At 64.7% G+C, this 24,414-nt stretch carries 21 protein-coding genes; 6 read left to right on the top strand and 15 right to left on the bottom strand.

Annotated features, from left to right (window positions below):
* Positions 1-368: 368 nt before the first annotated feature.
* From ACPZMI_RS19455 to ACPZMI_RS19425, 7 genes are all read right to left on the bottom strand, one after another.
* A complete protein-coding gene (locus ACPZMI_RS19455) occupies positions 369-668 on the bottom strand; it encodes a type II toxin-antitoxin system RelE family toxin (RefSeq protein ID WP_426352862.1) in 300 nt (99 codons plus the stop codon).
* Entirely contained in the window at positions 658-897 is a 240-nt protein-coding gene (locus ACPZMI_RS19450; protein ID WP_060478286.1) for a type II toxin-antitoxin system RelB/DinJ family antitoxin, read from the bottom strand. Before ACPZMI_RS19450 ends, ACPZMI_RS19455 begins: the two co-directional genes overlap by 11 nt.
* Positions 898-1,096: 199 nt before the next feature.
* A complete protein-coding gene (locus ACPZMI_RS19445; protein WP_186665716.1) occupies positions 1,097-1,750 on the bottom strand; it encodes a glycosyltransferase family 25 protein in 654 nt (217 codons plus the stop codon).
* Positions 1,751-1,936: 186 nt separating this feature from the next.
* Complete coding sequence (locus ACPZMI_RS19440) at positions 1,937-2,407, bottom strand: arsenate reductase ArsC (protein WP_288376533.1); 471 nt, start codon at positions 2,405-2,407, stop codon at positions 1,937-1,939.
* Between the two features lie 27 nt (positions 2,408-2,434).
* Positions 2,435-3,718, bottom strand: a complete 1,284-nt coding sequence (locus tag ACPZMI_RS19435; RefSeq protein WP_186665712.1) for an arsenic transporter — start codon at positions 3,716-3,718, stop codon at positions 2,435-2,437.
* Positions 3,719-3,736: 18 nt separating this feature from the next.
* Positions 3,737-4,084: a metalloregulator ArsR/SmtB family transcription factor gene (locus ACPZMI_RS19430; protein WP_186665710.1), complete on the bottom strand. Its 348-nt coding sequence runs from the start codon at positions 4,082-4,084 to the stop codon at positions 3,737-3,739.
* A gap of 76 nt (positions 4,085-4,160) precedes the next feature.
* A complete protein-coding gene (locus tag ACPZMI_RS19425) occupies positions 4,161-6,458 on the bottom strand; it encodes a TonB-dependent siderophore receptor (RefSeq protein WP_426352861.1) in 2,298 nt (765 codons plus the stop codon).
* Between the two features lie 139 nt (positions 6,459-6,597).
* Here ACPZMI_RS19425 and ACPZMI_RS19420 point away from each other — a divergent pair, with 139 nt between their 5' ends.
* From ACPZMI_RS19420 to ACPZMI_RS19395, 6 genes are all read left to right on the top strand, one after another.
* Positions 6,598-7,314 (top strand): response regulator, encoded by a 717-nt coding sequence (locus ACPZMI_RS19420; RefSeq protein WP_186711458.1) that lies wholly within the window; start codon positions 6,598-6,600, stop codon positions 7,312-7,314.
* A 1-nt stretch (position 7,315) separates the two neighbouring features.
* A complete protein-coding gene (locus tag ACPZMI_RS19415; protein WP_426352860.1) occupies positions 7,316-8,683 on the top strand; it encodes an ATP-binding protein in 1,368 nt (455 codons plus the stop codon).
* 100 nt (positions 8,684-8,783) lie between these two features.
* Positions 8,784-9,299 carry a sigma-70 family RNA polymerase sigma factor gene (locus ACPZMI_RS19410; protein WP_426352859.1) on the top strand — a complete coding sequence of 172 codons (516 nt, stop codon included), beginning with the start codon at positions 8,784-8,786 and terminating at the stop codon, positions 9,297-9,299.
* Positions 9,296-10,264, top strand: coding sequence for a FecR domain-containing protein (locus ACPZMI_RS19405; protein WP_426352858.1), 969 nt, complete (start codon positions 9,296-9,298; stop codon positions 10,262-10,264). Before ACPZMI_RS19410 ends, ACPZMI_RS19405 begins: the two co-directional genes overlap by 4 nt.
* Positions 10,265-10,368: 104 nt before the next feature.
* Positions 10,369-12,882 (top strand): TonB-dependent siderophore receptor, encoded by a 2,514-nt coding sequence (locus ACPZMI_RS19400; protein WP_426352857.1) that lies wholly within the window; start codon positions 10,369-10,371, stop codon positions 12,880-12,882.
* Between the two features lie 525 nt (positions 12,883-13,407).
* Positions 13,408-14,790: an NAD(P)-binding domain-containing protein gene (locus ACPZMI_RS19395; protein WP_426352856.1), complete on the top strand. Its 1,383-nt coding sequence runs from the start codon at positions 13,408-13,410 to the stop codon at positions 14,788-14,790.
* A 31-nt stretch (positions 14,791-14,821) separates the two neighbouring features.
* On the opposite strand, the gene ACPZMI_RS19390 is transcribed toward ACPZMI_RS19395, so the two are convergent.
* The 8 genes from ACPZMI_RS19390 to ACPZMI_RS19355 form a co-directional block, all read right to left on the bottom strand.
* Positions 14,822-15,253: a hypothetical protein gene (locus ACPZMI_RS19390; protein WP_426352855.1), complete on the bottom strand. Its 432-nt coding sequence runs from the start codon at positions 15,251-15,253 to the stop codon at positions 14,822-14,824.
* A complete protein-coding gene (locus ACPZMI_RS19385) occupies positions 15,253-15,714 on the bottom strand; it encodes a hypothetical protein (RefSeq protein WP_426352854.1) in 462 nt (153 codons plus the stop codon). The genes ACPZMI_RS19390 and ACPZMI_RS19385 overlap by 1 nt, the downstream gene beginning before the upstream one ends.
* Complete coding sequence (gene ssp4 / locus ACPZMI_RS19380; protein WP_186711099.1) at positions 15,714-16,628, bottom strand: Ssp4 family T6SS effector; 915 nt, start codon at positions 16,626-16,628, stop codon at positions 15,714-15,716. Before ssp4 ends, ACPZMI_RS19385 begins: the two co-directional genes overlap by 1 nt.
* A gap of 110 nt (positions 16,629-16,738) precedes the next feature.
* Positions 16,739-17,662: a type VI secretion system-associated lipoprotein TagQ gene (tagQ, locus tag ACPZMI_RS19375; protein WP_063541541.1), complete on the bottom strand. Its 924-nt coding sequence runs from the start codon at positions 17,660-17,662 to the stop codon at positions 16,739-16,741.
* Between the two features lie 72 nt (positions 17,663-17,734).
* The gene (locus ACPZMI_RS19370; protein ID WP_426352853.1) at positions 17,735-19,513 is read right to left on the bottom strand and encodes a formylglycine-generating enzyme family protein; all 1,779 of its coding nucleotides are present in this window, start codon (positions 19,511-19,513) and stop codon (positions 17,735-17,737) included.
* A complete protein-coding gene (locus ACPZMI_RS19365) occupies positions 19,506-20,714 on the bottom strand; it encodes an FtsX-like permease family protein (protein WP_426352852.1) in 1,209 nt (402 codons plus the stop codon). The genes ACPZMI_RS19370 and ACPZMI_RS19365 overlap by 8 nt, the downstream gene beginning before the upstream one ends.
* Positions 20,714-21,418, bottom strand: coding sequence for an ATP-binding cassette domain-containing protein (locus tag ACPZMI_RS19360; RefSeq protein WP_186665690.1), 705 nt, complete (start codon positions 21,416-21,418; stop codon positions 20,714-20,716). Before ACPZMI_RS19360 ends, ACPZMI_RS19365 begins: the two co-directional genes overlap by 1 nt.
* Entirely contained in the window at positions 21,418-24,408 is a 2,991-nt protein-coding gene (locus ACPZMI_RS19355; protein ID WP_426352851.1) for a serine/threonine-protein kinase, read from the bottom strand. The genes ACPZMI_RS19360 and ACPZMI_RS19355 overlap by 1 nt, the downstream gene beginning before the upstream one ends.
* Positions 24,409-24,414 lie beyond the last annotated feature (6 nt).

Genomic DNA, 24,414 nt, shown 5'->3' with positions numbered 1-24,414 from the left:
GCCCAAGGACGGGCTTTTGATAACAGTAGCGTCTTACGTAATAGCACCTTACGCCCTAATAGCACTACAACAATCTATGACAAGCACAGTTCAAGCCTATAATGAAGAAACCTATGAACTTGTGTATATATTTGAATACTCTTTTTTCATACAACAGCTCATTCGCCTCTAGCACCCAGAGAGCATCCAGTCGATATGCAAGTTTTTGACGGGATAGTTTTAGAGGTACCGCAAGAATATAGTTCAGAAAAAGGCTGTACTTTCAATGAGTTGTATATTGATTCGACTCCTGGTGCCGCATCTAAATCACCTGCATACCAACGAATACCTCCAAGGCCACCACAACCCGCCCTTTGGCAATTTCTTCGTTATGACGTTTTACCTACCACTCGCTCTGCCGCCTTGCGATAAGCCTGTTCTCGCTCGCGCTTATCCACAGCTACCACAAAAACAACAACCTCCTGATCGATCACCTCGTAGACCAATCGGTAGCCGCTGCTGCGCAGCTTGACCTTGTAGCAGTCCGGCAAGCTATGCAGCCGGTTCGCTTCGATCCTCGGATTCAGTAAAACCGAGATGAGTTTTTTCTTGAGTTGCTGCCGGACCGTATCCCCCAGCTTCTGCCATTCCTTTAGCGCTCGCGCATCGAACTCAAGGCTATAGGTCATCCAGAGAAACCTTCACTCGCTGAGGGTCGGCAAGGCGCTCGCGAACGGTCGCTAGCAGCGCCTCATCCTCATCGGTCATGAGGACAGGTTTAAAAGGCAGCTGCCCGCGCTCGGCGACGTACTGCAATGCTTGGCGCATAAGCTCGGAGGGCGTAACACCCAACCGCTCAAGCTCACGATAGGCTCGGATTTTGAGATCGTCGTCGATACGAACATTGATGGAGGCCATGGTCGCTTGCTCACTGTAATGACAATGGTCTTTACAGTGACGTAATTCCGGGCACCAGACAAGTGGCTTAGAGCACAAGCCGACGAAGGACAAAGCCCAGAGAGCGCGAGTACAAGCTCTTCGGCAGCGAAGGCCTGGCCGCCCTTGGCAGCTATCCGGTGGTCGGGATGGGGACGGCATGGATCCCATCCCCCTCTAGTCAGAAATCCAAACGCAACACAGTGCGCCAGAAGTTCTTCAGCGGAGAACGCCAGTGCTTGCGCCAGTTACGCTCCCACCAGTCGTCTTCGTTCTTCACCACGTCCTCAAGGTCGCTACCCGTGACAGCAGCAGCATGCTGGCGGAACATCATCGGGAACACACAATGTTGCCGGATCCGTCGCTTGAACATCACGTCCACGGGCGTGCCGTCGTACGGCGTCTGCGCCAGGATGGCGCAGCCTTTGCGTGAAAGCACGTATGCATGAAGGGCCACCACGCGGCCCCGGGCAATGAACGGGAACCAGGTCAACCAGGTTCGGCCCATGCTGTAGCCGAGGTGCAAGGCCTCGAATCGATGGCGACGCATGAAGCGGTTTACCCAGGCGATCCGCGAGGCTTTCAGCTCGTAGGGCATCACGTCATCTTCAAAAATCAGAATCCGCTCCAGGCCCTCCTCGAGCGCGCGCTGGGCGAGTTGCTGGTGAGACTCGTAGCAGCCGCGCTTGGGGTCGCCGTGCTTCTGCACGACATGAAATATCACTTGGTTGTCGAGCACCTTGCCAATGCTCTTCCTGAACAACTCACGCCTGTCACTCCGTGCATCGAGCGAGATGCAATAGACGGCGTCAACATCGAAATGAATCCTGCCCACCAATCAATCCCTTTAACTAATGCCTGTCATATGGTGGTGCTGAATAGAGCGGCAATAATATCGGGAGAATCTGGTATCACAAAGCCATGTTTGCGTTGTCTACCTGGGCGCATCCGGTGGCTGTCCGCGCAGGTCGTCGAACAGCGAGGGGTCGAGGTTGGCCAGGGTGTTTGACATGGGGCCTCCTCAGAGCGTGCCGATGCGGTCCAGCTCGCGCTTGAGCTGGTCGCGGTCGAGGGTATCCGGATGCAGCGCGAAGAACGCCTCGAAACGCCGTTGAATAAGCGCGAGGGTTGCCCGGAACGCGCCGTCGACCGCGGCTTCGTCGCCCACCACGTCGGAAGGGTCTTCCAGCCCCCAGTGGGCCTTGAGCGCGGGGCCGAAGTACACGGGGCACGCTTCACCAGCGGCCTTGTCGCAGACGGTGATGACGATGTCTGGCGGGTTGCCTTCGAAGGCTTCGTTGCCCTTGCTGCTCAGGCCGTCGATGGCGATGCCGGCTTGCTGCAGGGTCTGCAGGCTGCGCGGCAGCACCTGGCCTCGTGGGAAGCTGCCGGCGCTGATGGCTTGGTAGCCTTGCGGGGCGAGGTGGTTGAACAGGGCTTCGCACAGAATGCTGCGACAGCTGTTGGCAGTGCACATGAACAGGATTCGCATCGCTCGCTCCCCGCCGCGTGGCGGTTTTCAAAGGCCCAGGCGCAGTGCCAGGGCGGAAAGGGTGATCAGCAGCACCGGCAGGGTCAGCAGGATGCCGACCTTGAAGTAGTACCCCCAGGTGATGCGCATGCCTTTGCGGGCCAGCACGTGCAGCCAGAGCAAGGTGGCGAGGCTGCCTATGGGGGTGATCTTCGGGCCGAGGTCGCAGCCGATGACGTTGGCGTAGATCATCGCGTCGCGCACCAGGCCTTCGGCGCCGCTGGCCTGGATCGACAGGGCGCCGACCAGCACGCTGGGCATGTTGTTCATCACCGACGACAGCAACGCCGCAATCAGGCCGGTGCCGAGGGTGGCGGCCCACAGGCCGTGGGCTGCGAGGCGGTCGAGCACGCCGGCCAGGGCGTCGGTCATGCCGGCGTTGCGCAGGCCGTACACCACCAGGTACATGCCCAGCGAGAACACCACGATCTGCCAGGGCGCTTCGCGCAGCACGCGGCGGGTGGAGATCACGTGGCCGCGGGCGGCAACGGCGAACAGCACGGCGGCGCAGGCGGCGGCCACGGCGCTGACCGGGATGCCCAGCGGTTCGAGCACGAAAAGCCCCACCAGCAGCGCCAGCAGCACCACCCAGCCGACGCGGAAGGTCGCGCGGTCGCGGATGGCCAGGGCCGGGGCCTTGAGGTCATCCAGGGCATAGCGCGCCGGGATGTCGCGCCGGAAGTACAGGAACAGCACCAGCAGGGTGGCGGCCACCGCCGCCAGGTTGACCGGCAGCATCACCGAGGCGTAGGCGCCGAAGCCCAGCCCGAAGTAGTCGGCCGAGACGATGTTCACCAGGTTCGACACCACCAGCGGCAGGCTGGCGGTATCGGCGATGAAGCCTGCGGCCATGACGAAGGCCAGGGTCGCGCCGGGCGAGAAGCGCAGCGCCAGCAACATCGACATGACGATGGGGGTGAGGATCAGCGCGGCGCCGTCGTTGGCGAACAGTGCCGACACCGCCGCGCCGAGCAGCACGATGAAGGCGAACAGGCGGCGTCCGTCGCCGCGTGCCCAGCGCGCCACGTGCAGGGCGGACCACTCGAAGAAGCCGGCCTCATCGAGCAGCAGGCTGACGATGATGATGGCGATGAAGGTGGCCGTGGCATTCCAGATGATCGCCCAGACGGCGGGAATGTCGTGCAACGACACCGCGCCGAACAGCAGCGCCAGCAGCGCGCCGAAACTGGCGCTCCAGCCGACACCGAGCCCCTTGGGCTGCCAGATGACCAGGATGAGGGTGAAGACGAAGACGCAGGCGGCGATCAGCATCGGCAGGACCTCGTCCACTCAGCAGCAGGCAGCGGCACGGACGGGGCGATCGTCCATGTGCTGCAGGCGGGCGATGTTGTCCTGGAGCCAGGCGCCATTGGCCTGGGCGGTGACCTGCAACAGCTCGCCGACCCAGGCGGGCAGTTCAGGGTTGAGGCGGTAGTACACCCACTGCCCCTGGCGGCGGTCCAGCAACAGGCCGGCGCTGCGCAACTGGGCGAGGTGGCGGCTGATTTTCGGCTGGCTGTCGTCGAGGGCGCACATCAGTTCGCACACACACAGTTCGCCAAGACGGGCGATCAGCAAGGTGGCGCGGACGCGGGTCTCGTCGGCGAGGGACTTGAAGACCTGGGTGGGGGTGATCATGAGGGGGCACCTGAACATATGGAAATCCGAATATATGGATTTCCATATGCATATTGCAACAGGTGCGGGTGTTTCGTCAGAACGCCGTGCTGACCGTCAGCGACAGGTTGCGCGGATCGCCATAGATCGCTCCGGCGTAGAAGCCGTAGCGGGTGTAGTAGTGCTTGTCGAACAGGTTGTTGGCGTTGAGGCTGACGCTGGTGTCGTCGGTCAGCTGGTACTTGGCCATGGCATTCCAGATCGCATATCCCGACCAGTTGACGTCGCTTGAGCTACGGCTGACACCGTTGGTCGGCTGGCCGGCCGGGGTGGACAGCGCGCGGATGTTGGTCTGCGCGGTGACGCCGGTGCCGAGGGTCAGGCGGTCGAGCGGGCCGGACAACCGGTAGGTGGTCGAGGCCTTGAACAGGTGCGACGGATCGCTGCGCCCGTCGCTGTCGAGGCGGCGGAAGTGCAGGTAGGTGTAGCCGGCATAGACGTTCCAGTTCTCGGTCAGGGCGCCTGCGAGTTCCAGGTCGATACCGTCGGTTTCCTGGCCGGAACCTGCCTTGTAGGCGGTGGCGCCGGTCGGGGTCAGCAGGTCGCCGTCGGTGACTGCCTTGTTCTCCTGCTTGGTGCGGAAGTACGCGGCGGATGCGTTCAGGCGGCCGTCGAACCAGGCGGCCTTGATGCCAGTCTCGTAGCTCTGGCCGCGGATCGGCTCGACCTTGGTGCCGCTGGCGGTCTCTTCAGTCTGCGGGTTGAAGATGTCGGTGTAGCTGGCGTACACCGAGTAGGTGTCGTTGAGGTCATACACCGCGCCCAGGTAAGGGGTGACGATGCCGTTGTTCTGCTGGTTGCTGCGCACGCCGCTGACGTTGCGGGTGGTGGCCGAGTAGTCGGTGCTGCGCACACCGAGGATTACCGACAGCGGGTCGGTGATGCTCAGGCGAGTGGCCGCGTACATGCCTTGAAGGCGGGTGGTGGTCTTGCTGTGACGGCCAGTCCGCGAGGCGAGCATGTCGTAGTCGCTGTCCACGCCATTGAGCCAGTTGCTCAGCGGCAGGCCGTTGTTGGCGCGGAACTGGCAGCCCAGGGCCGGGGCGCTGACGCTGTTGGCGCTGACCATGGTGCAGGTGTATTCCGGCGACCAGGCCACAGTGCGGCTGTCGTTGTAGCCGACCATCGCCTGGTGGGTGCGGCCGAACATCTGGAACGGGCCAGACAGGTCGATCTGCGCCGATTGCTGGGTGGTGTCGCTGGAGCTGTGCAGGCCGTTGAGCACCGCACCGCTGCCATCCTGATCCCAGTAGCCGCCATAGACACCGCGCCCGGACGAGTTGACCTTGGCCAGGCCGCGGTGGTTGAGGGCATCGCTGGTGCTCTGCGAGCCTTTCAGGTCCAGGGTCCAGTCGTTGTCGAAGTGGTGCTGCAGCGAGCCGAAGGTGGTGCGGGTGATGTACTCGCCGAAGCTCCAGCTGGGCACCACGTTGGTGCTGCGCGGCAGGTCGGTCTTGCTGCCGTCGCCATACCAGATCGGGATGTTGGCGCCCCAGCCGCCACCGACCACCTTGTTGTATTCGTACTGGTAACCGGCACCGAGGGTGGTGGCGTCGTCCAGGTCGAACTCGAAGTTGGCCAGCGCTGCGCGGGCGCGCTCGGACTGATTGTCACGGAACGAGTTGGCGTCCTGCTGGGTGACTACGAAGCGCGAGCGCAGGCGGCCGTCTTCGGAGAGCGGCAGGTTGAGGTCGGCGCCCAGGCGGCGTTTGTCCCAGCTGCCGTAGGTGGCGTATGCGCTGCCGCCGAAGGTGCGGGTCGGTGCCTTGCGGATCAGGTTGACCGTTGCCGACGGGTCGCCGGTGCCGCCGAGCAGGCCGTTGGCGCCACGCACGATGTCGATGCGCTCGTACAGGTCCAGGTTCAGCGCGTTGCCGCTGCCGCTGAAGTCAGAGCCGCCGGGGAACTGCAGGCCATCGATCTTCCAGTTGCTGATCGAATAGCCACGGGCGCGGAAATCGGTACGCCCGCCGACTTCCATCTTGCTCATGCTGATCCCCGGTGCAGTGTCGAGCGCCTGCTCGATGCTGTGCACATCGCGGTCGTCCATCTGCTGGCGGGTGATGCTGGTCACCGACTGCGGGGTCTGGCGCGGGGTCAGGTTCAGGCCGGTGGAGCTGCGCGTGCTCTCGACGGTATAGCCGAGCTGGCCGGCGGCGTCGGCACTGGGCAGCGCGCTGTCTTCGATGTTGGTGGCGCCCAGCTCCAGGGGCTGGGGATCAGCCGCAAAGGCACCTGCAGACAGACTGAAGGCGATACACAAGGCAAGCGGTGAGAGGCGGCTGCCGCCGCGGGTGAAGCGGGCGCAGGCGCCGGGGATGCTCTGAGGTTTCATTTGGGAAGGCTTCGTATTCGCAGATGGTTTTTGCTACGATTCTAGGGATGTGCCCTCTGGGCTCCATGCCCGGCTTGTACGGGGATGTAATGGAACGTAACGGGCGCTGCATGGGCGCCCCCGACAGGTGTCCCCCGCAATGAGCACGACCTTGCTGGTCGTCGACGATGACGACGAGATCCGCGAACTTCTCTGCGATTACCTTACCGATGCCGGCTATCAGGTACTGGCTGCCGCCGATGGCGAGCAGATGCGCCAGCAGCTGGCGCGACACAAGGTCGAGCTGGTGGTGCTCGACCTCATGCTGCCCGGCGAGGATGGCCTGAGCCTGTGCCGCCAGTTGCAGGCGCAGCCGGGCCTGGCGGTGATCATGCTGTCGGCCAAGGGCAGCACGCTGGATCGCATCATCGGCCTGGAAGTGGGCGCCGACGACTACCTGTCCAAGCCCTTCGAACCCCGTGAACTCATTGCCCGCATCAAGGCCGTCCTGCGCCGCCCGCAGCGCCTCGACACCCCGAGCGAAGAGCCCGCCAGCCAGGCGCAGCAGTTCGCAGGGTTCAGCCTCGACCATATCAAGCGCCTGCTCACTCATCCCGACGGCCAGGCCCTCACCCTGCCCCGCTCCGATTACCGCGTGCTGCGCGAGCTGCTCGAGGCCAACAACCGCGTGGTATCGCGCGATCACCTGACGCGCAGCGCCTTTGGCCGGGACCACCTGCCCGACGACCGCTCGGTGGACATGTGCATCAGCCGCCTGCGCCAGCACCTGCGCCGCGCCGCCAATGGCAGCGCGCAGATCCTCACCATTCGCAACGAAGGCTACCTGCTCAGCATCGCCTGCGAGCCAGGCGCCTGAAGTGCGCCTGCTGCGCCGCCTGTGGCCACGGACGCTGTTCGGCCAACTGCTGCTGATCATGATCAGCGGCACCCTGCTGATCCAGTTGATGTCCAGCAGCATCTGGTTCGACGTGCGCTTCGCCCAGGTGTTCGAGGCCCCGGTGCGGTTGATCGCTGCGCGCAGTGCGCCGCTGATCGCCCAGGCCGACTGCCATGCCGGGCAGTTGCAGGTGCCGGCGCACTATCACCTGCGCTGCGCCGAATCACTGCCTGAAGCCCAACGTGATGATCGACGCGGGCGGCACCGCATCGAACTGCTGCTGCACCAGGCGCTGGCCTACGAACTCGGCCACGACCAGCCGGCGCGCCTGCTGAAGGTGCAATTGACCGATGAGCTTGGTCAGCCGATCGTCTGGCGCAGCCTGTTCGGCCTGCGTACCGCCCAGGCGCACCTGCAGTTCGCCGTGCCGATGGAGGATGGCCACTGGCTGGTGATCGACGGCGAAGAACTGCAGGGCTGGAGTGGCGAGTCGGCCTGGGTGCTGATCAGCGACTATCTGCTGCGCGTCTATGCCCTGCGCATCGTCGCCGTGCTGCTGGTGTGCCTGGTGGCCGTGCGCCTGTGCCTGCGCCCGCTGCGACGCCTGGCCGATGCCGCTCGTGGCCTGGGGCGCAACCTGGAGCAGCCGGCCCTGCCCCTGGAAGGCCCTGAGGAAGTGCGCCAGGCAGCGCAGGCGTTCAACGCCATGCAGCAGCGGCTGATCGCCATGGTCAACGACAAGGCCTACTTTCTCGCCGCCGTCTCCCACGACCTGCGTACGCCCCTGACCCGCATGCGCCTGCGCCTGGAGCGGTTGGAGGATGGCGAACACAAAGAGCGTCTGCGCCAGAACATCGCGCAGATGGATGCCATGATCGGCCAGGTACTGGACTACCTGCGGGCCGGCGAGCAGCAGAACCTGCAGGAGGTGGACCTGGACCGACTGGTGGCGCGCCTGTGCGCCGACTTGGCCAGCGCCGAAGAGCCGCTGCCGATCCAGGGTGAAGTGGGCAAGGTGAAGGTCGATGCCTTGCTGATGCAGCGGTGCCTGCAGAACCTGCTGGTCAATGCCCTGCGTTATGGCAAGGCGGTTTCGCTGCGGCTCGAGGCGGATACGGCGCAGGTGCGGATTCATGTCGAAGATCGCGGGCCAGGTATTGCCGCGGGCCTGCTGGACACCGTGACCGATCCGTTCGTGCGTGGAGAGGGTTCGCGCAACCAGGTGTCCGGTGGGTATGGCCTTGGGTTGAGCATTGCCCAGCGGATTGCGGCCAGCCATGGCGGTGAGTTGCGGCTTTCCAACCGCGATGGCGATGGGCTGAAAGCGACTGTGGTGTTGCCACGCTAGCACCAGCCCGCCCACAGCGCACACCTCAAGCCCCCCATTGCCAAACCCTGCCCAAAAGAGTTCAAATCGCACTAATTCCCATTAACAACTACCCTCCCCCATGCCCCCCACCGATTCTGCCCTGCGCTCCGCCACCGAGGCTCTCTACCTCACCCACAGCGCCTGGCTGCGTGGCTGGCTGCGCAAGCGTCTGGACTCCACCAGCGATGCCGCCGACCTGGTACAGGACACCTTCGTGCGGGTCATCAAGGCGCGTCGTGCCCTGGATATCCGCAAGCCGCGCCAATATCTGAGCACCGTCGCCAAAGGTCTGGTCATCGACCTGTTCCGCCGCCGGGCGCTGGAGCAGAGCTATCTCGAGGCGCTGGCCTCCCTGCCCGCCTGCGACCACCCATCCGAGGAAGACCAGGCGATCGTTCTGGAAACCTTGATGGAAATCGATCGCATGCTAGACAGCCTGGGCGACAAGGTGCGTCAGACGTTCATCCTGTCGCAGTTCGAGGGGCTGACGTATCCGCAGATCGCCGAGCGCCTGGGCGTCTCGGTACGCACGGTGAACAACCACATGGCCAAGGCGATGGAGCAGTGCTGCCTGATGCGCCTGGGGCTGCTGTGAGCACCGTGTCATCACCGTTGAGCACAGCGCAGCGCGAGGCGTTGCGCTGTGCGGCGCAGTGGTATGCGCGGCTGTCGTCGGGGCTCGAGGATGCGGGCGAGCAGCAGCGCTGGCAGCGCTGGCACGATGCAGATCCTCTGCACCAGCAGGCCTGGCAACAGGTTGAGGCAGTTCGGCGGATGGTCGAGGGGGTGCCACGGCAGATTGCAGCGCCGGCCCTGCGTCAGGCGCGGGAGTCGCGCAGGCGGGTGCTGCGTCAGTTGCTGGTGCTGGCGGGCGTCGGTGTGGTGGGTGTGGGCGGCTGGAGAAGCGAACTGCGAACAACGCTGATGGCCAGCCTGCACACCGGGGTCGGTGAGCAGCGTGAGGTGGTGCTGGAGGATGGCAGCCAGATCCTGCTGGACAGCCGTTCGGCGCTGGATGTGCGCTTCGACGCAGCGCAGCGTGTACTGCGTCTGCTGAGCGGGCGGGTGCTGGTGCAAACGGCCGCCGATGCCCTGGGGCGTCCGTTTCTGGTGGAGGTGGCCCAGGGGCAGGTGCAGGCGTTGGGCACCCGCTTCACGGTCGAGGCCGACGAGCGCTTCTGCGAGGTGACGGTGCTGGAAAAGGCCGTACAGGTGCGTCCGCTGAACAGCGCACAAACCCTGCGTCTGGAAGCGGGTCAGCAGGTGCGGTTCGATCGCTCTCGGCTTGGCGAGCCGTGGCGCAGCGACGCTTCGGTGGCGTCGTGGCAAACGGGTAGCCTGATAGCAATCAACCGGCCGCTGGGCGACTTGCTGGAAGAACTGTCGCGCTACCGGCGTGGCTGGCTGCGCTGTGATCCATCGATTGCCGGGCTGCGGATTTCCGGGGCCTTTCCGCTACACGACATCGACCTCGCCCTCGCCGCATTGGCCAGCGGTTTCGAGCTGCGCATCGTGCGGCGTACCGATTACTGGGTCAGTGTCATGCCTCGGGTCGGTTGAGGCGTTGCAAAAAAATCCTCATCTGCGTTGCACTTTTTTCTCACGTCCTTCGGCCATTGCTCAGACATCTGCCGTTTGAGCGGATCAATTGGGGGAGGACCATCATGACGTACCCGTATGCGCGCCGACTGAAACCGGTGGCCGCAGCCATTCGCCTGGGCTTTTGCAGCGTAGTCCTGACTACGCTGCCGGCGTTCGCCCATGCAGCCGAAGTCAGTGAGCTGCGCCAGTACCAGATTCCTGCCGGCAGCCTGACGGAGGCGCTCAGCGCCTTTGCATCGGCCTCGGGCAGTGCCTTCTCCTTCGATGCCGCCTTGACCGACGGCCATCGCTCGCCGGGGCTGCAAGGCCGCTACAGCGTTGCCCAGGGCTTCGCGCTGCTGCTGCAAGGCACAGGGTTGCAGGTGGTCGCGCAGAGCAATGGCAGTTATGTGCTGCGCCCGTCGCCGCGCAATGACGGCTCGCTGGAGCTGGACGCCACGACCATCTCCAGCCAGCGCCTGGACGCCACCTCCGAAGGCACCGGGGCCTACGCCGCGCGGGCGGTGACCATCGGCAAGGGCACACACACGCTGCGCGAGACACCCCAGGCGGTGACCGTGCTGACCCGCAAGTACATGGACGACCAGAACATCAACACCATCGACCAGGCGATGGAGAAAACCCCGGGTATCGCGGTGTACGAATCGCCCATGGGCGGCAAGTACTTCTATTCGCGTGGTTTCATGATGCAGGGCCAGTACCAGTACGACGGCGTGCCGCTGGATGTGGGCGGCGAGTACGTACAGGCCAACAGCTTCTCGGGCGACATGGCCTACTACGACCGGGTCGAAGTGCTCAAGGGCGCGGCGGGCATGATGAAGGGCTCGGGCAGCTCGGCGGGCGGGGTCAATTTCGTGCGCAAACGCGGCCAGAGCACGCCCACCACCAGCCTGAGCCTGTCGGCGGGCTCCTGGGACAACTACCGCAGCCAGATCGACACCGGTGGCCCGCTCAACGCTTCGGGCACGCTGCGTGGCCGGGCGGTGGTAGCGTTGCAGGATCGCCAGTACTTCTACGACCTGGGTAAACGCAAGGACCAGATCCTCTACGGCGCCCTGGACTACGACCTGACGCCGGATACCACCCTGGGCTTAGGCATCGCCTACGAGAGGCTCGACGCCCGGCCCTGCTGGCACGGCCTGCCAAGGGGGAGCGATGGCAAGGACCTGAAGCTGAGTCGCTCGACCTGCCTGGGCGCTTCGTGGAACACCTGGGACAGCCAGCGCACCACGGTGTTCGCCGACCTCAAGCACCAGTTGAACGATGAGTGGGCGTTCAAGTTCGCCGGGGCCTGGACCCACAACGACCAGGACATCAAGTACGCCCTTTCCGAGACCCCTGGCGGGGTGCCTGCAGGTGCGACCTCGGCGCCATCCTCGGTGTACTCGGGCCTGTTCGACTATGACCAGACCGACTACGGTTTCGACGCGTACCTGGATGGCAAATTCGATGCCTTCGGCCTGCAGCATGAGTTGGTGGTAGGCGCCAACGCCAGCCGCGCCCAGACCCGCGACCACTGGGCGCTGATCAACATGACCGGCCTACTCGGCGCATCGCAGGATCCGCTCAATCCCAACCCGCACATCCCCGAGCCCAGCGATGGCTTCTACGCGCCCAACGCTTACCGTGGCGGCCCCTTCCCGACCGAGACCGACACCCGGCAATTCGGCACCTACGCCACGCTTCGCCTGAAGCTGGCCGAGCCGTTGACCCTGGTGCTGGGTTCGCGCGTCAGTTGGTACCGCAACAGTCGTGACTCCTACACCCAGGCATGGGATTACTGGCAGCACGACCGCAGCCAGGAGAACGGTGAAGTGACGCCATTCGGCGCGCTCATCTACGACCTGAACGACAACTGGTCGGTCTACACCAGCTATGCCGCGATCTTCCAGCCGCAGAGCACTTACACCGACCAGGCAGGCAGCCCCTTGCAGCCCAAGACCGGCGCGAGCTACGAGCTGGGGATCAAGGGCGAACTGCTGGATGGGCGTGTGAACACCTCGTTCAACCTGTTCCGCACCATCGAGGAACATCGCGCGGAGGCCAACTACGACAGCAGCTGCCCAGGGTCTTCGGACGGCTTCTGCTACAGCGATGTGGGCAAGGTCCGGGCACAGGGCTTCGAGGCCGAAATCAGTGGCGAGGTGATCGAGCGCTTGCAGGTGCTGGCGGGCTATACCTACACCCAGACCAAGTACCTGGACAGCACCAGTGCCAATCCGCAGGAGCCGGCGTTTTCGACCACCTACTTCCCGCGCCATCTGTTCCGGGCCTCGGCGGACTACCAACTGGCGGGAGCACTGGAGCGCTGGAGCGTGGGTGCAGGGGTAACGGCGCAGAGTGATGTCGCGTTCCGGGATGGCAATATCAGGCCCGTGGCGGTGAAATCCGTCCAGCCGGGGTATGGCATCTGGAGTGGACGGATCGGCTATCGGATCGACGAGAACTGGTCGCTGGCGCTCAATGGCAACAACCTGTTCGACAAGAAGTACTACCAGAGTGTGGGGGCGGTTTCGTGGGGTAACTTCTATGGTGAGCCGCGCAACTTCACAGTGACGCTGAGAGGCAACTTCTGATGTAGGGCTTCATTCCCAAGGCCCGTGAACTAAGTGTGGGAGCGCACTTGCCCGGAACTGTCAGTTTTTTGTGTTCGGGCCGGCAGTGGCCTGCCGCCAGGCAGGCCCTGATTTTCAACAGGACAAAATTTCTGACACCGTGGCCGCTACAATCCCAAACCTTGAACCCCTTCCCCCAATGCGATATAGCTAAAAAGGCACCCATAACGAAAAGAGGCTAACCACGCCCCCATGCACGAGATCACACGTATCCGTCGGCCGCATGGCCCGCTTGCCAATCTGATCGGCAAGTCTACCGGGCCCTTCCCTGCCGCCGTTTCCAGCCTCGGCTGTTCCCCGCTCTCGACACTCTTCCACACCCTGTCGATCCCGCCCCGCGATGTCCTGCTGGCGCACAAGCGCAAGCGCCCCGTGCCTCCGCCTGCCTGCTGACCCCTGAAGTTTCCGCGCTTCCACCGCCCTCGGCTCGTTGCCGCTCGGGGCTGGGGAAGTCTTGCCCTTCTTCCGTGATCACAGGACTTTTTCATGACTACTCGCGTCGCCATCATCGGCGCCGGCCCTTCCGGCCTGGCGCAACTGCGTGCCTTCCAATCCGCCCACGCCAAGGGCGCGGCCATGCCCGAAATCGTCTGCTTCGAGAAGCAGGCCGACTGGGGCGGCATGTGGAACTACACCTGGCGCACCGGCCTCGACCAGCACGGCGAGCCGGTGCACGGCAGCATGTACCGCTACCTCTGGTCCAACGGCCCGAAGGAATGCCTGGAGTTCGCCGACTACAGCTTCGATGAACATTTCGGCCGCCCGATTTCCTCCTATCCGCCGCGCGAAGTGCTGTGGGACTACATTCAGGGCCGAGTGAAAAAGGCCGACGTGCGCCAGTACATCCGCTTCGACACCGTGGTCAAGGACGTGCGCTTCGACAGTACCAGCCGCACCTTCACCCTCACCGCCCACGACTACGCCAATGGCCAGCGTTACGAACAGGTATTCGACTACGTGGTAGTCGCCAGCGGGCATTTCTCCACACCCCAGGTGCCGTCATTCCCAGGCTTCGAGCGCTTCTCCGGACGCATCCTGCACGCCCATGATTTCCGTGATGCACTGGAATTCGCCGGCAAGGATGTGCTGATCATCGGCAGCAGCTACTCCGCCGAAGACATCGGCTCGCAGTGCTACAAATACGGCGCACGCTCGATCACCAGTGCCTACCGCACCCAGCCCATGGGCTACAAATGGCCCAAGGGCTGGGAAGAGCGGCCGCAGTTGCAGCGGGTCGACGGCGACCGCGCGCACTTTGCCGACGGCTCGAGCAAGCGCGTCGATGCGATCATCCTGTGCACCGGCTACCAGCACCACTTCCCGTTCCTGCCCGACGACCTGACCCTGCGCACCGGCAACCGTCTGTGGCCGCTGGGCCTGTACCAGGGCGTGGTGTGGGAGGCCAACCCGCAGCTGATGTACCTGGGGATGCAAGATCTGTGGTACAGCTTCAACCTGTTCGACGCCCAGGCCTGGTTCGTGCGCGACGTGATCCTCGGCCGCATCGCCCTGCCCGACGCGGCCGCCATGCGCGCCGACAGCGAGCACTGGCGCGCCGAGGAAGAGGCCTTGCAGACCACCGCCTCGATGTACGAATTCCAGGGCAGCTACATCGCCCGCCTGATCGAGCAGACCGACTACCCACGCTTCGACATCGACGCGGTGAACCGCATCTTCCTCAAATGGAAGAACGACAAGAAGCACGACATCATGGGCTACCGCGACCGCTCGTACCGCTCGGTGATGACCGGCACCGCCTCGGTGCCACACCACACCCGCTGGATCAAGGCGCTGGACGATTCGCTGGAAGAGTACCTGCGTGAAACGGCGGAGCCTGGGGATGTGAAGGTACTGCGACCGGAGCGTTGAGGTAGAGATTGGTGTTGACGGGCCCGGCGCATCAGCGCCGGGTTCGGGCCTGCCGTGGCTCGACGAGCCGTCTGCGCATCTCCCTGTGCCGCTCGCTGTTGAACACCAGCAGCGCCAGCAGAGGCAAGAGCAGGATGGCAGCCAACAACATGAAATGCAGGCCGTTGCCCAACAAGCTCAGGGCGATCAGCAGCGCCATCAGCGGTACTGGCAAAACGGCCCACATTGCCCATCCATACCCACGAATCATCGCCAAGTGCCCCAGGCACAGCAGCGCCGCCAGTGCTGTACTCGAAACTATCGTGTAGACGGGATTATCCGGATGGCTGCGCCAATGCTCGTCGATCCACATGGCAAGAACCAATGCCACCGACAGCACACAGGTGAAAAAGCCCAGCAGGAACGTCGGGAAGTAACGACGCATGAACGCATGGAATTCAAGATGGCGTTGATACTCGCCCATCATCGAGACCGTCGAACTTTGAGGCGCTGGGCTTTTGAAGCTCTATCGGCTTGACGCTTGTGTCGATACTCGGCAAGTAGCACGCGCATCGCTCTGTAGCGCTTGCTGTTGAGTACCAGCAACGCCAGCAGCGCGACGACTATGATGCTCAGGAAGATCCCCATGTGCGGCCTGAAACCGTAGGTCGGCAACAGGAAAACCACGGAGCCGATACAAAGGGCGGCGACCATCCATACCCCCCAGTCACGACCTCGCACTACGGCGGCATGCGCCGTGACCAGCGTCACCACCAGCACACCAAGGCTGAGCGGATAGTTGATCTCCCGGCTGCAGTCACGGCAATAGGTACTCCACACCAAAGAGAACGTCCCGGCCATGGCGTACAGCGAGAGAAAATACCCCGCCAGGAACACCATGAAGTAGCGATCGAGAAACTTCTGAAGGTCAGGGTGCCGACTCATTACTCGAACTCCTCATAGAGCCCCAGAGCGATGCTCTTGGTCTTGTCCTGCACCGTCCCGCTGCCGACAAAACCGATGGAAGCGCCAAGCGAATCCTTGATCAATGTTTGAGTGGCGTGCTTGATCTGGGTGGGCGTGTGACGCTTGATCAGCTCACCTGTGCTCTGTTGCAGCTTGAGTTGCTTCGCGGTAAGCGAAGGATGCTTGATCGACAGCAACTCGCGGGTGAGAGCGCTACGCTGCTGACGGCTCAATGAACGGGTCAGGTCGAGCCAGTTGGCACCCGTGGCAGCCTTGCGCACCTGCAGGAAGCGAACAGTCGTGAGGGCCGAGCTGCCGACGCCGATCAACGATATACCGTCGAGCAACGGTGTGGCTGCCCTGTACCAGGCCTCCTGATCCATCGCATCATTGGCTGAAGGGTCGTTGACCTCGTTGACCGTCCTGGCAACACCGATAAAGCACTGTGCGGTACTGGCGGTTGCTGCTGCATATCCGGCAACGGTAAGCGCGAGGCTCACACCGCCGGAGAAGGGCACGGCGATAGTACCGCTGAACATGACGACCCAACCCAGGATCGCACCAGCGCAGGAGAGCGTGGTGCCTACCGCCTCCTTGACCACGCGCGACTCACGCGGGTTGGTCTGCAACTGGTTCATGAATTGCTGGGGCGCAATGTAGCGAGGCGCCTCGCGTAGGATGATGCGCTTGGGCTTGATACTGCAGATCGGCTGAAACTCGCGCAGCACGATCACGTTGTAGTCGGCATCGATATACACGACTCCCGCACCGACGATGCCAGGGTCGGCATCGATCGCCTTGAACAGCTTCTGCTGGTCGATACGCCCCTGCAGGCGCTGACGCGCCAGAAACTGCGAGGTGTTGGCCAATTCGTTGACCAGAAGGTCTTTCATGAATACGTGTCCTTACTCAGCTACAGGCTGGCCTGTCCACAGCGCAAAGCCGCTCTTTGCAGAAGCGGCCTTGCGTCGCGAAAGGGGCGCGATGCACCCCTGCCATGCCATCAAACGTTCGGGCAAGGCACCGGTGCCCAGTCACCCATGTCCGGGTTGCGGCACATGCTGTTGACCTGATCCACACCCGCTTTGGCCACTTGCTGGGCCTCGGCCTTCTTGCCGGTGGCGTTCTGCAGGGTCTTCTCGGTAGCGACTGCTTCAGTCGGCACTTTGGTGTTGGTCTTGCCCGCAGCCTGGCCCTTCTTGGTGCCAGACTTGCTGGTCGCTTTCGGTGGCTGGACCACGGCCACCACTTCCGAACGCTGCACGCCCACCTGCTTGAGGTCCTGCTCGTAGGCCTGGGTGTAGTTGTTCAGGTTCTCACCCAGACGACCGTTGACGGTGCCGAGCAGCTGGTTCGACTCGTTCAGGCCGGCAACGATCTCGGCCAGGCGCTTGCGGCCTTCGGTGTCGTTGATGCGGTTGGCCTTGCGGTTCTGGATCAGGCTGGCGAACTCACGCTGGTAGCAAGCCTGGGACGCCTTGGCGTATTGGGTGGTGCGGTCCAGGTCGGCGGCGCTCTTGTCGATGTCGGCGGCGTAGGAAGCGATGCGCTGCTTGTCGTCGCTGATCTGCTTCTGGCGCTCGGTGTAGTAGCCCGCCGCGCCGCCGACCAAGGCGCCGCCAGCAGCGCCGATGGCGGCGTTGCGACCACGGTTGTCACCGTCCACCAGGGCGCCGGTCAGGGCACCGCCTACCGCGCCGAGCAGTGCGCCGGTGGCGACCGAGCGAGTCATGTCGCCGTCAGTGGAACGCAGGTGCTGCACCGGCTCGTAGCAGTTGGGGTAGTACTCCACCTTGGTCGTTGCACCGATCTTGGAAACCGGCGAACCGGCGCAGCCGGTCAGCAGGACGCTGCTGAAACCGGCAGCCAGCAGCAGAGCGGCACGGGCCTTGGAAGCGGTGATCAGGGAGGTGCGATTCAAGCGCATGGTCGGGTTCTCTCTCGGGTTGTGCTGATCCGGCCTGCTTCATGCGGGCCGGGGTCTTTTTTCAGGGTTTCTTCAAGGTCGCGGAGCAGCCGATGCCAGCAGCTCCTTGAGGATCGTCGCCGGGTCGGCCCGCCGGTTCTGGCGGTACTCCCCGACGTGGCGGACGAACAGGGTGGCGCGGGTCTCCAGGCTCTTGCCCAGCACCGGCTTGCGCTCAAGCTCTTGCTTGACCCGCTGGAACTGCGCCTGGATCACCGCATCGGTGTAGCGCGTGCCGCTGGCCAGGTTGTCGATGTAGATCGCCAGCGCGCCGTCCAGCGCGCTGCGGCCGTTGGCGATGGCGGCGCCATACAGGCTGGCGCTGGCCTGGTCGCCGGAGGCCTGGGCCTTGGCCTGGGTGTTCTGCAGGTTGGTCAGGCGGATGTTGTAGTTGTTGATGGTCTCGGCCACGAGGGCCGCCGACTGGATCAGGTTGCCGGCCGCTTCTTCGCGCTGGCGGGCGATCAGCGAGACATTGCGCTTGAGCTCCTCGTTGACCAGCCCCAACTCGGCCTGCAGGCGCGGGTCGCTGGCGCCGGCGATGATGCCGTCCAGGCGCGTGGTCGGGTCATCGGCGGCATTGATGTCGTCGGTGAGGCCGGCCAGGCGCCCCTCTTTCTGCCATTGCTCGAACAGCTCCTGGTAGCGCGAACGCGGCGCCGACAAGGCACCGATGGCGACGCGGAAACCGGTGGTCTCGTTGCGCTGCTCAGTGCCGTCGGCACCGAACAGCGGATACTCGCGACGCATGCCGGTGAACAGCGTGGTCTCGCCTTCCAGGTAGTTGCCACCCTTGACCACGAAGCCGCCGTAGGCGCCCTGACGGCGACCAGCGTGCACCAGCTGGAAGGATTCCTGGACCATTTCGGCGGCATTGCCGATCACATCGAACAGCCCGAGCGGGTTGGGTTGCTTGGTCCCGATCGGCATCAGTCGCGCAGCCTGGCCGGTGCCACCGGCAACCTGGTTGAACACCGCCCAGTCGGCCAGCGGCCCGTCACTGTCGCTGCCCTCGACCTTGCGCGGGAACAGCCGGCCATCGAGCTCCTGACGGCTGACCGCCGAACCGCCGCGGGCGGCGAATTCCCATTCCACTTCGGTGGGCAAGCGCACGAAACCGATCCCGCCATCTTCGGCCTTGCTGCCCCGGCCACTGACCGGCAGCAACTCGCGGTGATGCTTCATCAACCAGGCGCTGTACACCGCGGCGAAACGCTCGGCCTCGAACCGCGACAGCTTGACCTTGGGCAGGCGACCGGCGGCCTCGGTGACCGGTTCGCAGGCGGGCTCCGCCTCGCCGCTGGCCAGCGACTGAGCCTGGGCCATGACCTGCGCATACTGGCGCGCAGTCACCTCGTACTTGCCGATGAAATACATCATCGGCTTGAGCGGACTGCCCGCCTCGACCTTGGGCAGGCTGGCGCCGACCTGCTTCTGCCAGGCGGGGGACAGGTCCTGCAGGCTGAACTGGCCATTGATGAAGTCGCGGCGATACCCGGAGATGAACGACTGCTTGTAACCCGCCTCGCCTTCGCTGAAGGGATAGCCCAGGTTGACCTCGCGGTCGTCGAGGCTGCCTTGCGCCAGCACGTAGACATGCCGGAAGACAATCTCGCCGCCACAGGGCAGCGGCAAGCTGACGTCGTCGGCCAGGGGCTTGGGGTTGTCCAGCTTGCTGGTGGCGGCAGGGTCGGGCTTGGCGGTGTTGACCGCGGAGGCCTGGGGCTTGTCCTCGCCATCGGCGGGAGAGCAGGCCACAAGGCCCAGTGTGGTGACGATCAAGGCCGCTACCTTGAGGCGAAGTTCAGACATCACGAATTCCTTGCGAGGCGTCGATCCGCGCCACCCGCCAGCCGCCCAGGGCGGCGGCAGCGGTGCTGGCCGACAACACGGCGAGCAGGGCGACGAGATAGTGCATAGGCAGCAGGTGAGCGGCGTACTCGCCGGGCACCTGCATGAACAGTCGGTTCAGGCCGTGCTCGGCCAGGGCATACAACAGGGCCGCCAGCCCGGCGGCGAGCAGGCCGCTGTACAGCGCCTGCAACACCACGAACAACAGCAGCGCGGCGGTGCCGAAGCCCAGCAGGCGCAACACCGCCAGCTCGCGCTGCTTGCGCTCGACCGCCGCCACCGCACCTGCGGCAACCGCCGCAACCGCCCCGGCCACGGCCAACGCGGCGATGATCCAGAACACCAGGTCGAGGTTGCGTCCGAGCGACTGCACCTGGGCGATCTGCGCCGCCTGGGTCGAGACCAGCAACTGACGTTCGGCGAAGAACTGGCGCAACGGCTCGACGTCCTCGAGCGTGCGGGCATACAGGCGAAACGCCGGGTAGACCCGCGCTGCGCTGCCGGCCTGCAGCTCGCCCGCCCAATCCAGCGCCGGTACCGCACGCCCGTCGCGGTAGTCCTCGGCGGCCTCCAGCAAGGCCAACGGTGCGAACAAGGCATCGCGCTCGAACGCTGCCAGCGGCAGCACGGCACGCACGTGCAACGAGGTCTGGCGCCACTGCACCTCGCCCGCACGCTGGCGATTGAAACTGGCCTGCAAGCGATCGCCGGGATGGGCGCCGAGCTTTTCCGCCGCAGTGAAACTCAGCACTACGTCGCGCAAGTCGGCTGCACCGGGGGCCACGGCGCCGTCGAGCAACGGATCGCCGGGCGCGGTCGGCAGCATCTCGACCGTCACCCCACGCCCTTGTGCAGGCAGCAGCAACTCGGCGGTGGCGGCGATCTGGCGGGTGCGCGGGATGGCGAAGGCGACATCCGGACGCGCCGCGAGCCCGGTAATGAAATCGGCAGTGAAACGTCCACCGCCCAAGGGTATGACCTCACGCACGCCCGGGTCGCGCTGCAGGCGTTCGGTCAGGCTGCCGATCAGGCCGAACTTCAGGCCGAACAGCACCAGCAGTGGCGCAATCACCGCCACCAGCGTCAGCACCGCGCAGGCCGACAGCCGCGCGTCGGTGCGGTAGTCCTGCCAGGCTAGCCCGGCGATCAGCAGCGGGCGCATCAGGCAGCCTGCCCCAAGGTCGCGATGACGCCGCCGTCGGCATCGCGCCGACAGTGCATGCGCAGCACCCGCAGCCCGGCGTCGCGGGCCAGGGTCTCGTCGTGGGTGGCGATGATGCAGGTCACCCGATGCGCCTCGGCCTGGCGCAACAGCAACTGCATCACCCGCTCGGCATTGACCGGATCGAGCGCTGCGGTCGGTTCGTCCGCCAGCAACAGCGCAGGCGCATGGGCCAGGGCGCGGGCACAACTGACCCGCTGGCGCTGGCCCAGCGAAAGCGCCGCCGGACGCTTGTCCAACTGGTCGCTCACATCCAGCGCGGCCGCCAGGCGTTCGACACCACCGTCGTCGGCCAGCCCCAGCAACTGACGCGGCAGGCGGATATTGCCGCGCACATCGAGAAAGCCCAGCAGCCCGCCCGCTTGCAGCACATAACCCAGGTGCCGACTGCGCAAGGCGGCCAGCCGGTCGAGCCGACGACCACGCCACAGCCCGGCGACATCCTGCACGCTGCCCTCAAGTTCCAGGGTGAAGGCGTCCGCCGCATCCGGCGCCAGCACCAATGCCAGCAGGTCGAGCAGGGTGCTCTTGCCGCAGCCGCTGGGGCCGACCAGCGCCACACGCTCACCGGCGCCCAGGCGCAGATCGCCGATCTCCAGGCGGTAGCGCCCGCGCGTCTTGTGCACCCCTTGCAGGCTGATCATCAAGGCAGCGTCGAGAGCGGGACACGGTACAGGGCGTCGCCCGGTTCGGCGTTGCCGAAACGCACCCAGTTGGCCATGTCGTTGTGGAAGGTTTCGTAGAGGCGAATCTTCGAGTCGAGCTCGTCGATAAAATCCTCCTGCTCGGCGACCGACAGCGACAGCCACAGGTCCTGGGTCATGCTCAGCGACTTGCTGCGATACGGCAGGCCTTCGAGGTACTCACCGAGTACGCCGCCCTGGGCAAGGTTGGCGCCCTTGCTCAGCGCGCCGGGGTCGCGGCTCATGTAGGCACTGGCGCTGGCGATTTCATTGAAGAAGTCGCCCGGCGAGCTGCGCGTCTTGCGCGCCGCATCGACGATCAGCTTGAGCGACTGCTGCAGGTCGTTGAGCTGCAGCTTGGTCAGCATCACGCACACCTGCAAAGTCGGCAGCGCCGGGTTGGTCAGGTCACGATCGGCGGTCCAGGCACTCACCAGTTGCGGCGCCTGGCTGGCGCTGCGACGGCCGAGAAAGTCCATGTGCATGGCGTAGCCCACGGCCTGGGTCTTGGCGGCGAGGCTGGAACCGGAGGCGAGCAACGGCACGGCCTGCGGCTGTTGGTTGCGCACCTGGTGCACCAGCTCGGCGAAGGTCGAGCCGATCTCCTGCACGCGCTCGCCAAAGGCGTTCACATCGCCCCCCGGCACACCCACGTAGAGGTCGCCGATACGCGGGTTGCTGTCGGCGGTGAGCACGCGGTACTGCTGCTCGGCCGAGCCGTGGTTCTTCACCCCGGCAGGGGTGCGCAGGTGCAGGGCGTAGATCTTGATCTGCTTGCTCAGCGCCGCCTGACGCACCTCGGCTTCGTTCATCCGCGTGCTGCTCTCGGGGTCGCTCTTGCGCAAGGCGCCAGCATCGCTGACCAGCAGCACGATGCGTCCGCCGTAGCCGGACCAGTCCATGCCCTCGACCGCCTGCATGACCCCGGCGAAGGCATCTTCGTTGAACGAATGGCTGGACACGGTGGTGGCCTTGACCTGCGATGCGGCCTTGAGAAAGCGCGCAGGGTCGCGGCCTTCATCGAGGCTGACCAGGGTCTTGCTCAAGTAGTCCAGGCCCGGCGTGCGCTTGACGCTGTTGCGAAAGCCCACCAGGCCAAAGCTGACGCTGTCCAGCTCACCGCGTGCCGCCAGTTGCTCCTGCAACTCGCTGACCACCTGGCGCACCCGGTCGATGTAGGGCTGCATCGACACCGAGGTGTCCACCACCAGCACGATACCGGTGCGGAAGCTGTTGTCGCCGGCGCTGGCAACGCCTGCGGCCTGCGGCGCGCTGCCAGCCGCACTGCTCCCGGGATCGATCGATGCGATATTGAGCAGTTGCACCGGCTGACCGTCGGCGTCGAAGCTCTCGCGGTAGTCGAAGATCGGCATCAGGTAGAACTGGTCCTGCGGCACCGCGTTGGCCGCAGGCTCCAGCGCCAGCACACGCGGCACTTCGGCCGGATCGTTTTGCGCCTTGAGCAGTTGCGCGCGGGCCTGGGTACTGTCGTCGAGCAACTGCTGCACATCGTCGGGCTGACGCATGAACATCACCGGCGCGCGGCCGGAGCGTTCGGTGAACTTGAGCACCAGACTCTGCTTCCAGTCGCTGGTCTGCTCTGCAGGCAGCCAGCCTTCGCGCAGGCCATCGCTGGCAGCGCCGACCTGGATCCAGGCTTTGCCGTCGATATCCTTGCGCTGATAAACGTAGAGCACCGAGAAGGCCGGCAGGCTATCGCCGGCAGCGCCACCAGGGCTATCGGCCAGGCGCGCGCCGGGCTTGGTCAGCACGCGCTGGAACAGGGTCTTCTTGCCCGCCATGAGCAGCGGCCGCTGATCGTTCTGCGCCGCGCTGGCGACGGGAGGCGGCGCGCTGGGCTGGACGGGTGTCTGTGCCACCGGTGTGGCGACGGCGGGCTTGTCGTGACCGGCGAACAACCAGTAACCGCCCGCTGCCAGGCCCAGTGCCGCTGCGATGGCCACCGCCAACAGCGCCACCGCGGGCTTTTTCTTTGGCGCAACAACAGGCGCCGGGCGGCTCTGCTGTGGCTCAAGCCGGGCTGGCTCGGGCTGGGCAGCCGCCTGGGGAATCTCGATGGACACTGGCGTCAACCCTGCCAGTTCGGGGGCCGCCTGGGGCACGACCAGTGGCCTGATCACCGTGCTCTGGCAGTCTTCTTCCGGAAGGCGGTCCAGTGCTGCCAGCAAGGCGGCGGCATCGGCGAAGCGTTCGTTCGGGTCCTTGGCCAGCAACCCGCGCAGGATTTCCTGATAGCGCCCATGCTCGATGGGCAGCTCCGGCAGCGGCTCGGTCAGGTGCGCCAGCGCCGTGGACAGCGCATCGGTGCCGCTGTAGGGCAGCTTGCCGACGAGGATCTCGTAGAGCACCACCCCCAAGGCATAGAGGTCGGCGCGCCCGTCGATCTCAAGCCCGCGGGCCTGCTCCGGGCTCATGTAGCTGGGCGTCCCCACCGCGAAACCCGCCTGGGTGAACTGGGTGTGATCGTCCAGGGACTTGGCGATGCCGAAGTCCGACAGCACGGCGTTGCCATCGGCCCGGAACAGGATGTTGGCCGGCTTCACGTCGCGGTGCACCAGGCCCTGGGCATGGGCATAGCCCAGCGCCTGGGCCATCTGGCGCACATAGATCAACCCTTGCTCCGGCGTCAGCCCGGCGGCGATGCGCTCCTTGAGCGTGCCGCTGGGCAGGTACTCCATGGCCATGTAGTACAGCTCGCCGACATTGCCGATGTCGTGGATGGTGGCAATGTGCGGATGGGCCAGGCGTGCAAGGGTGCGGCCTTCGCGCAGGAAGCGCTCGCAGAAGGTCGGGTCGGCCGCCAGGCTCGCGGCCATCACCTTGAGTGCCACCTTGCGCTGCAGCGAGCGCTGGGTGGCCAGGTAGACGCTGGCCATGGCGCCTTGGCCAATCTCGCCGTCGATGTCGAATCCGGGGATCTGCATGTCCATGATGTT

Origin of the sequence: Pseudomonas wayambapalatensis (assembly GCF_049942315.1) — a bacterium.
Taxonomy (GTDB): domain Bacteria; phylum Pseudomonadota; class Gammaproteobacteria; order Pseudomonadales; family Pseudomonadaceae; genus Aquipseudomonas; species Aquipseudomonas wayambapalatensis.
This window is presented reverse-complemented; position numbering and strand designations above follow the sequence as displayed.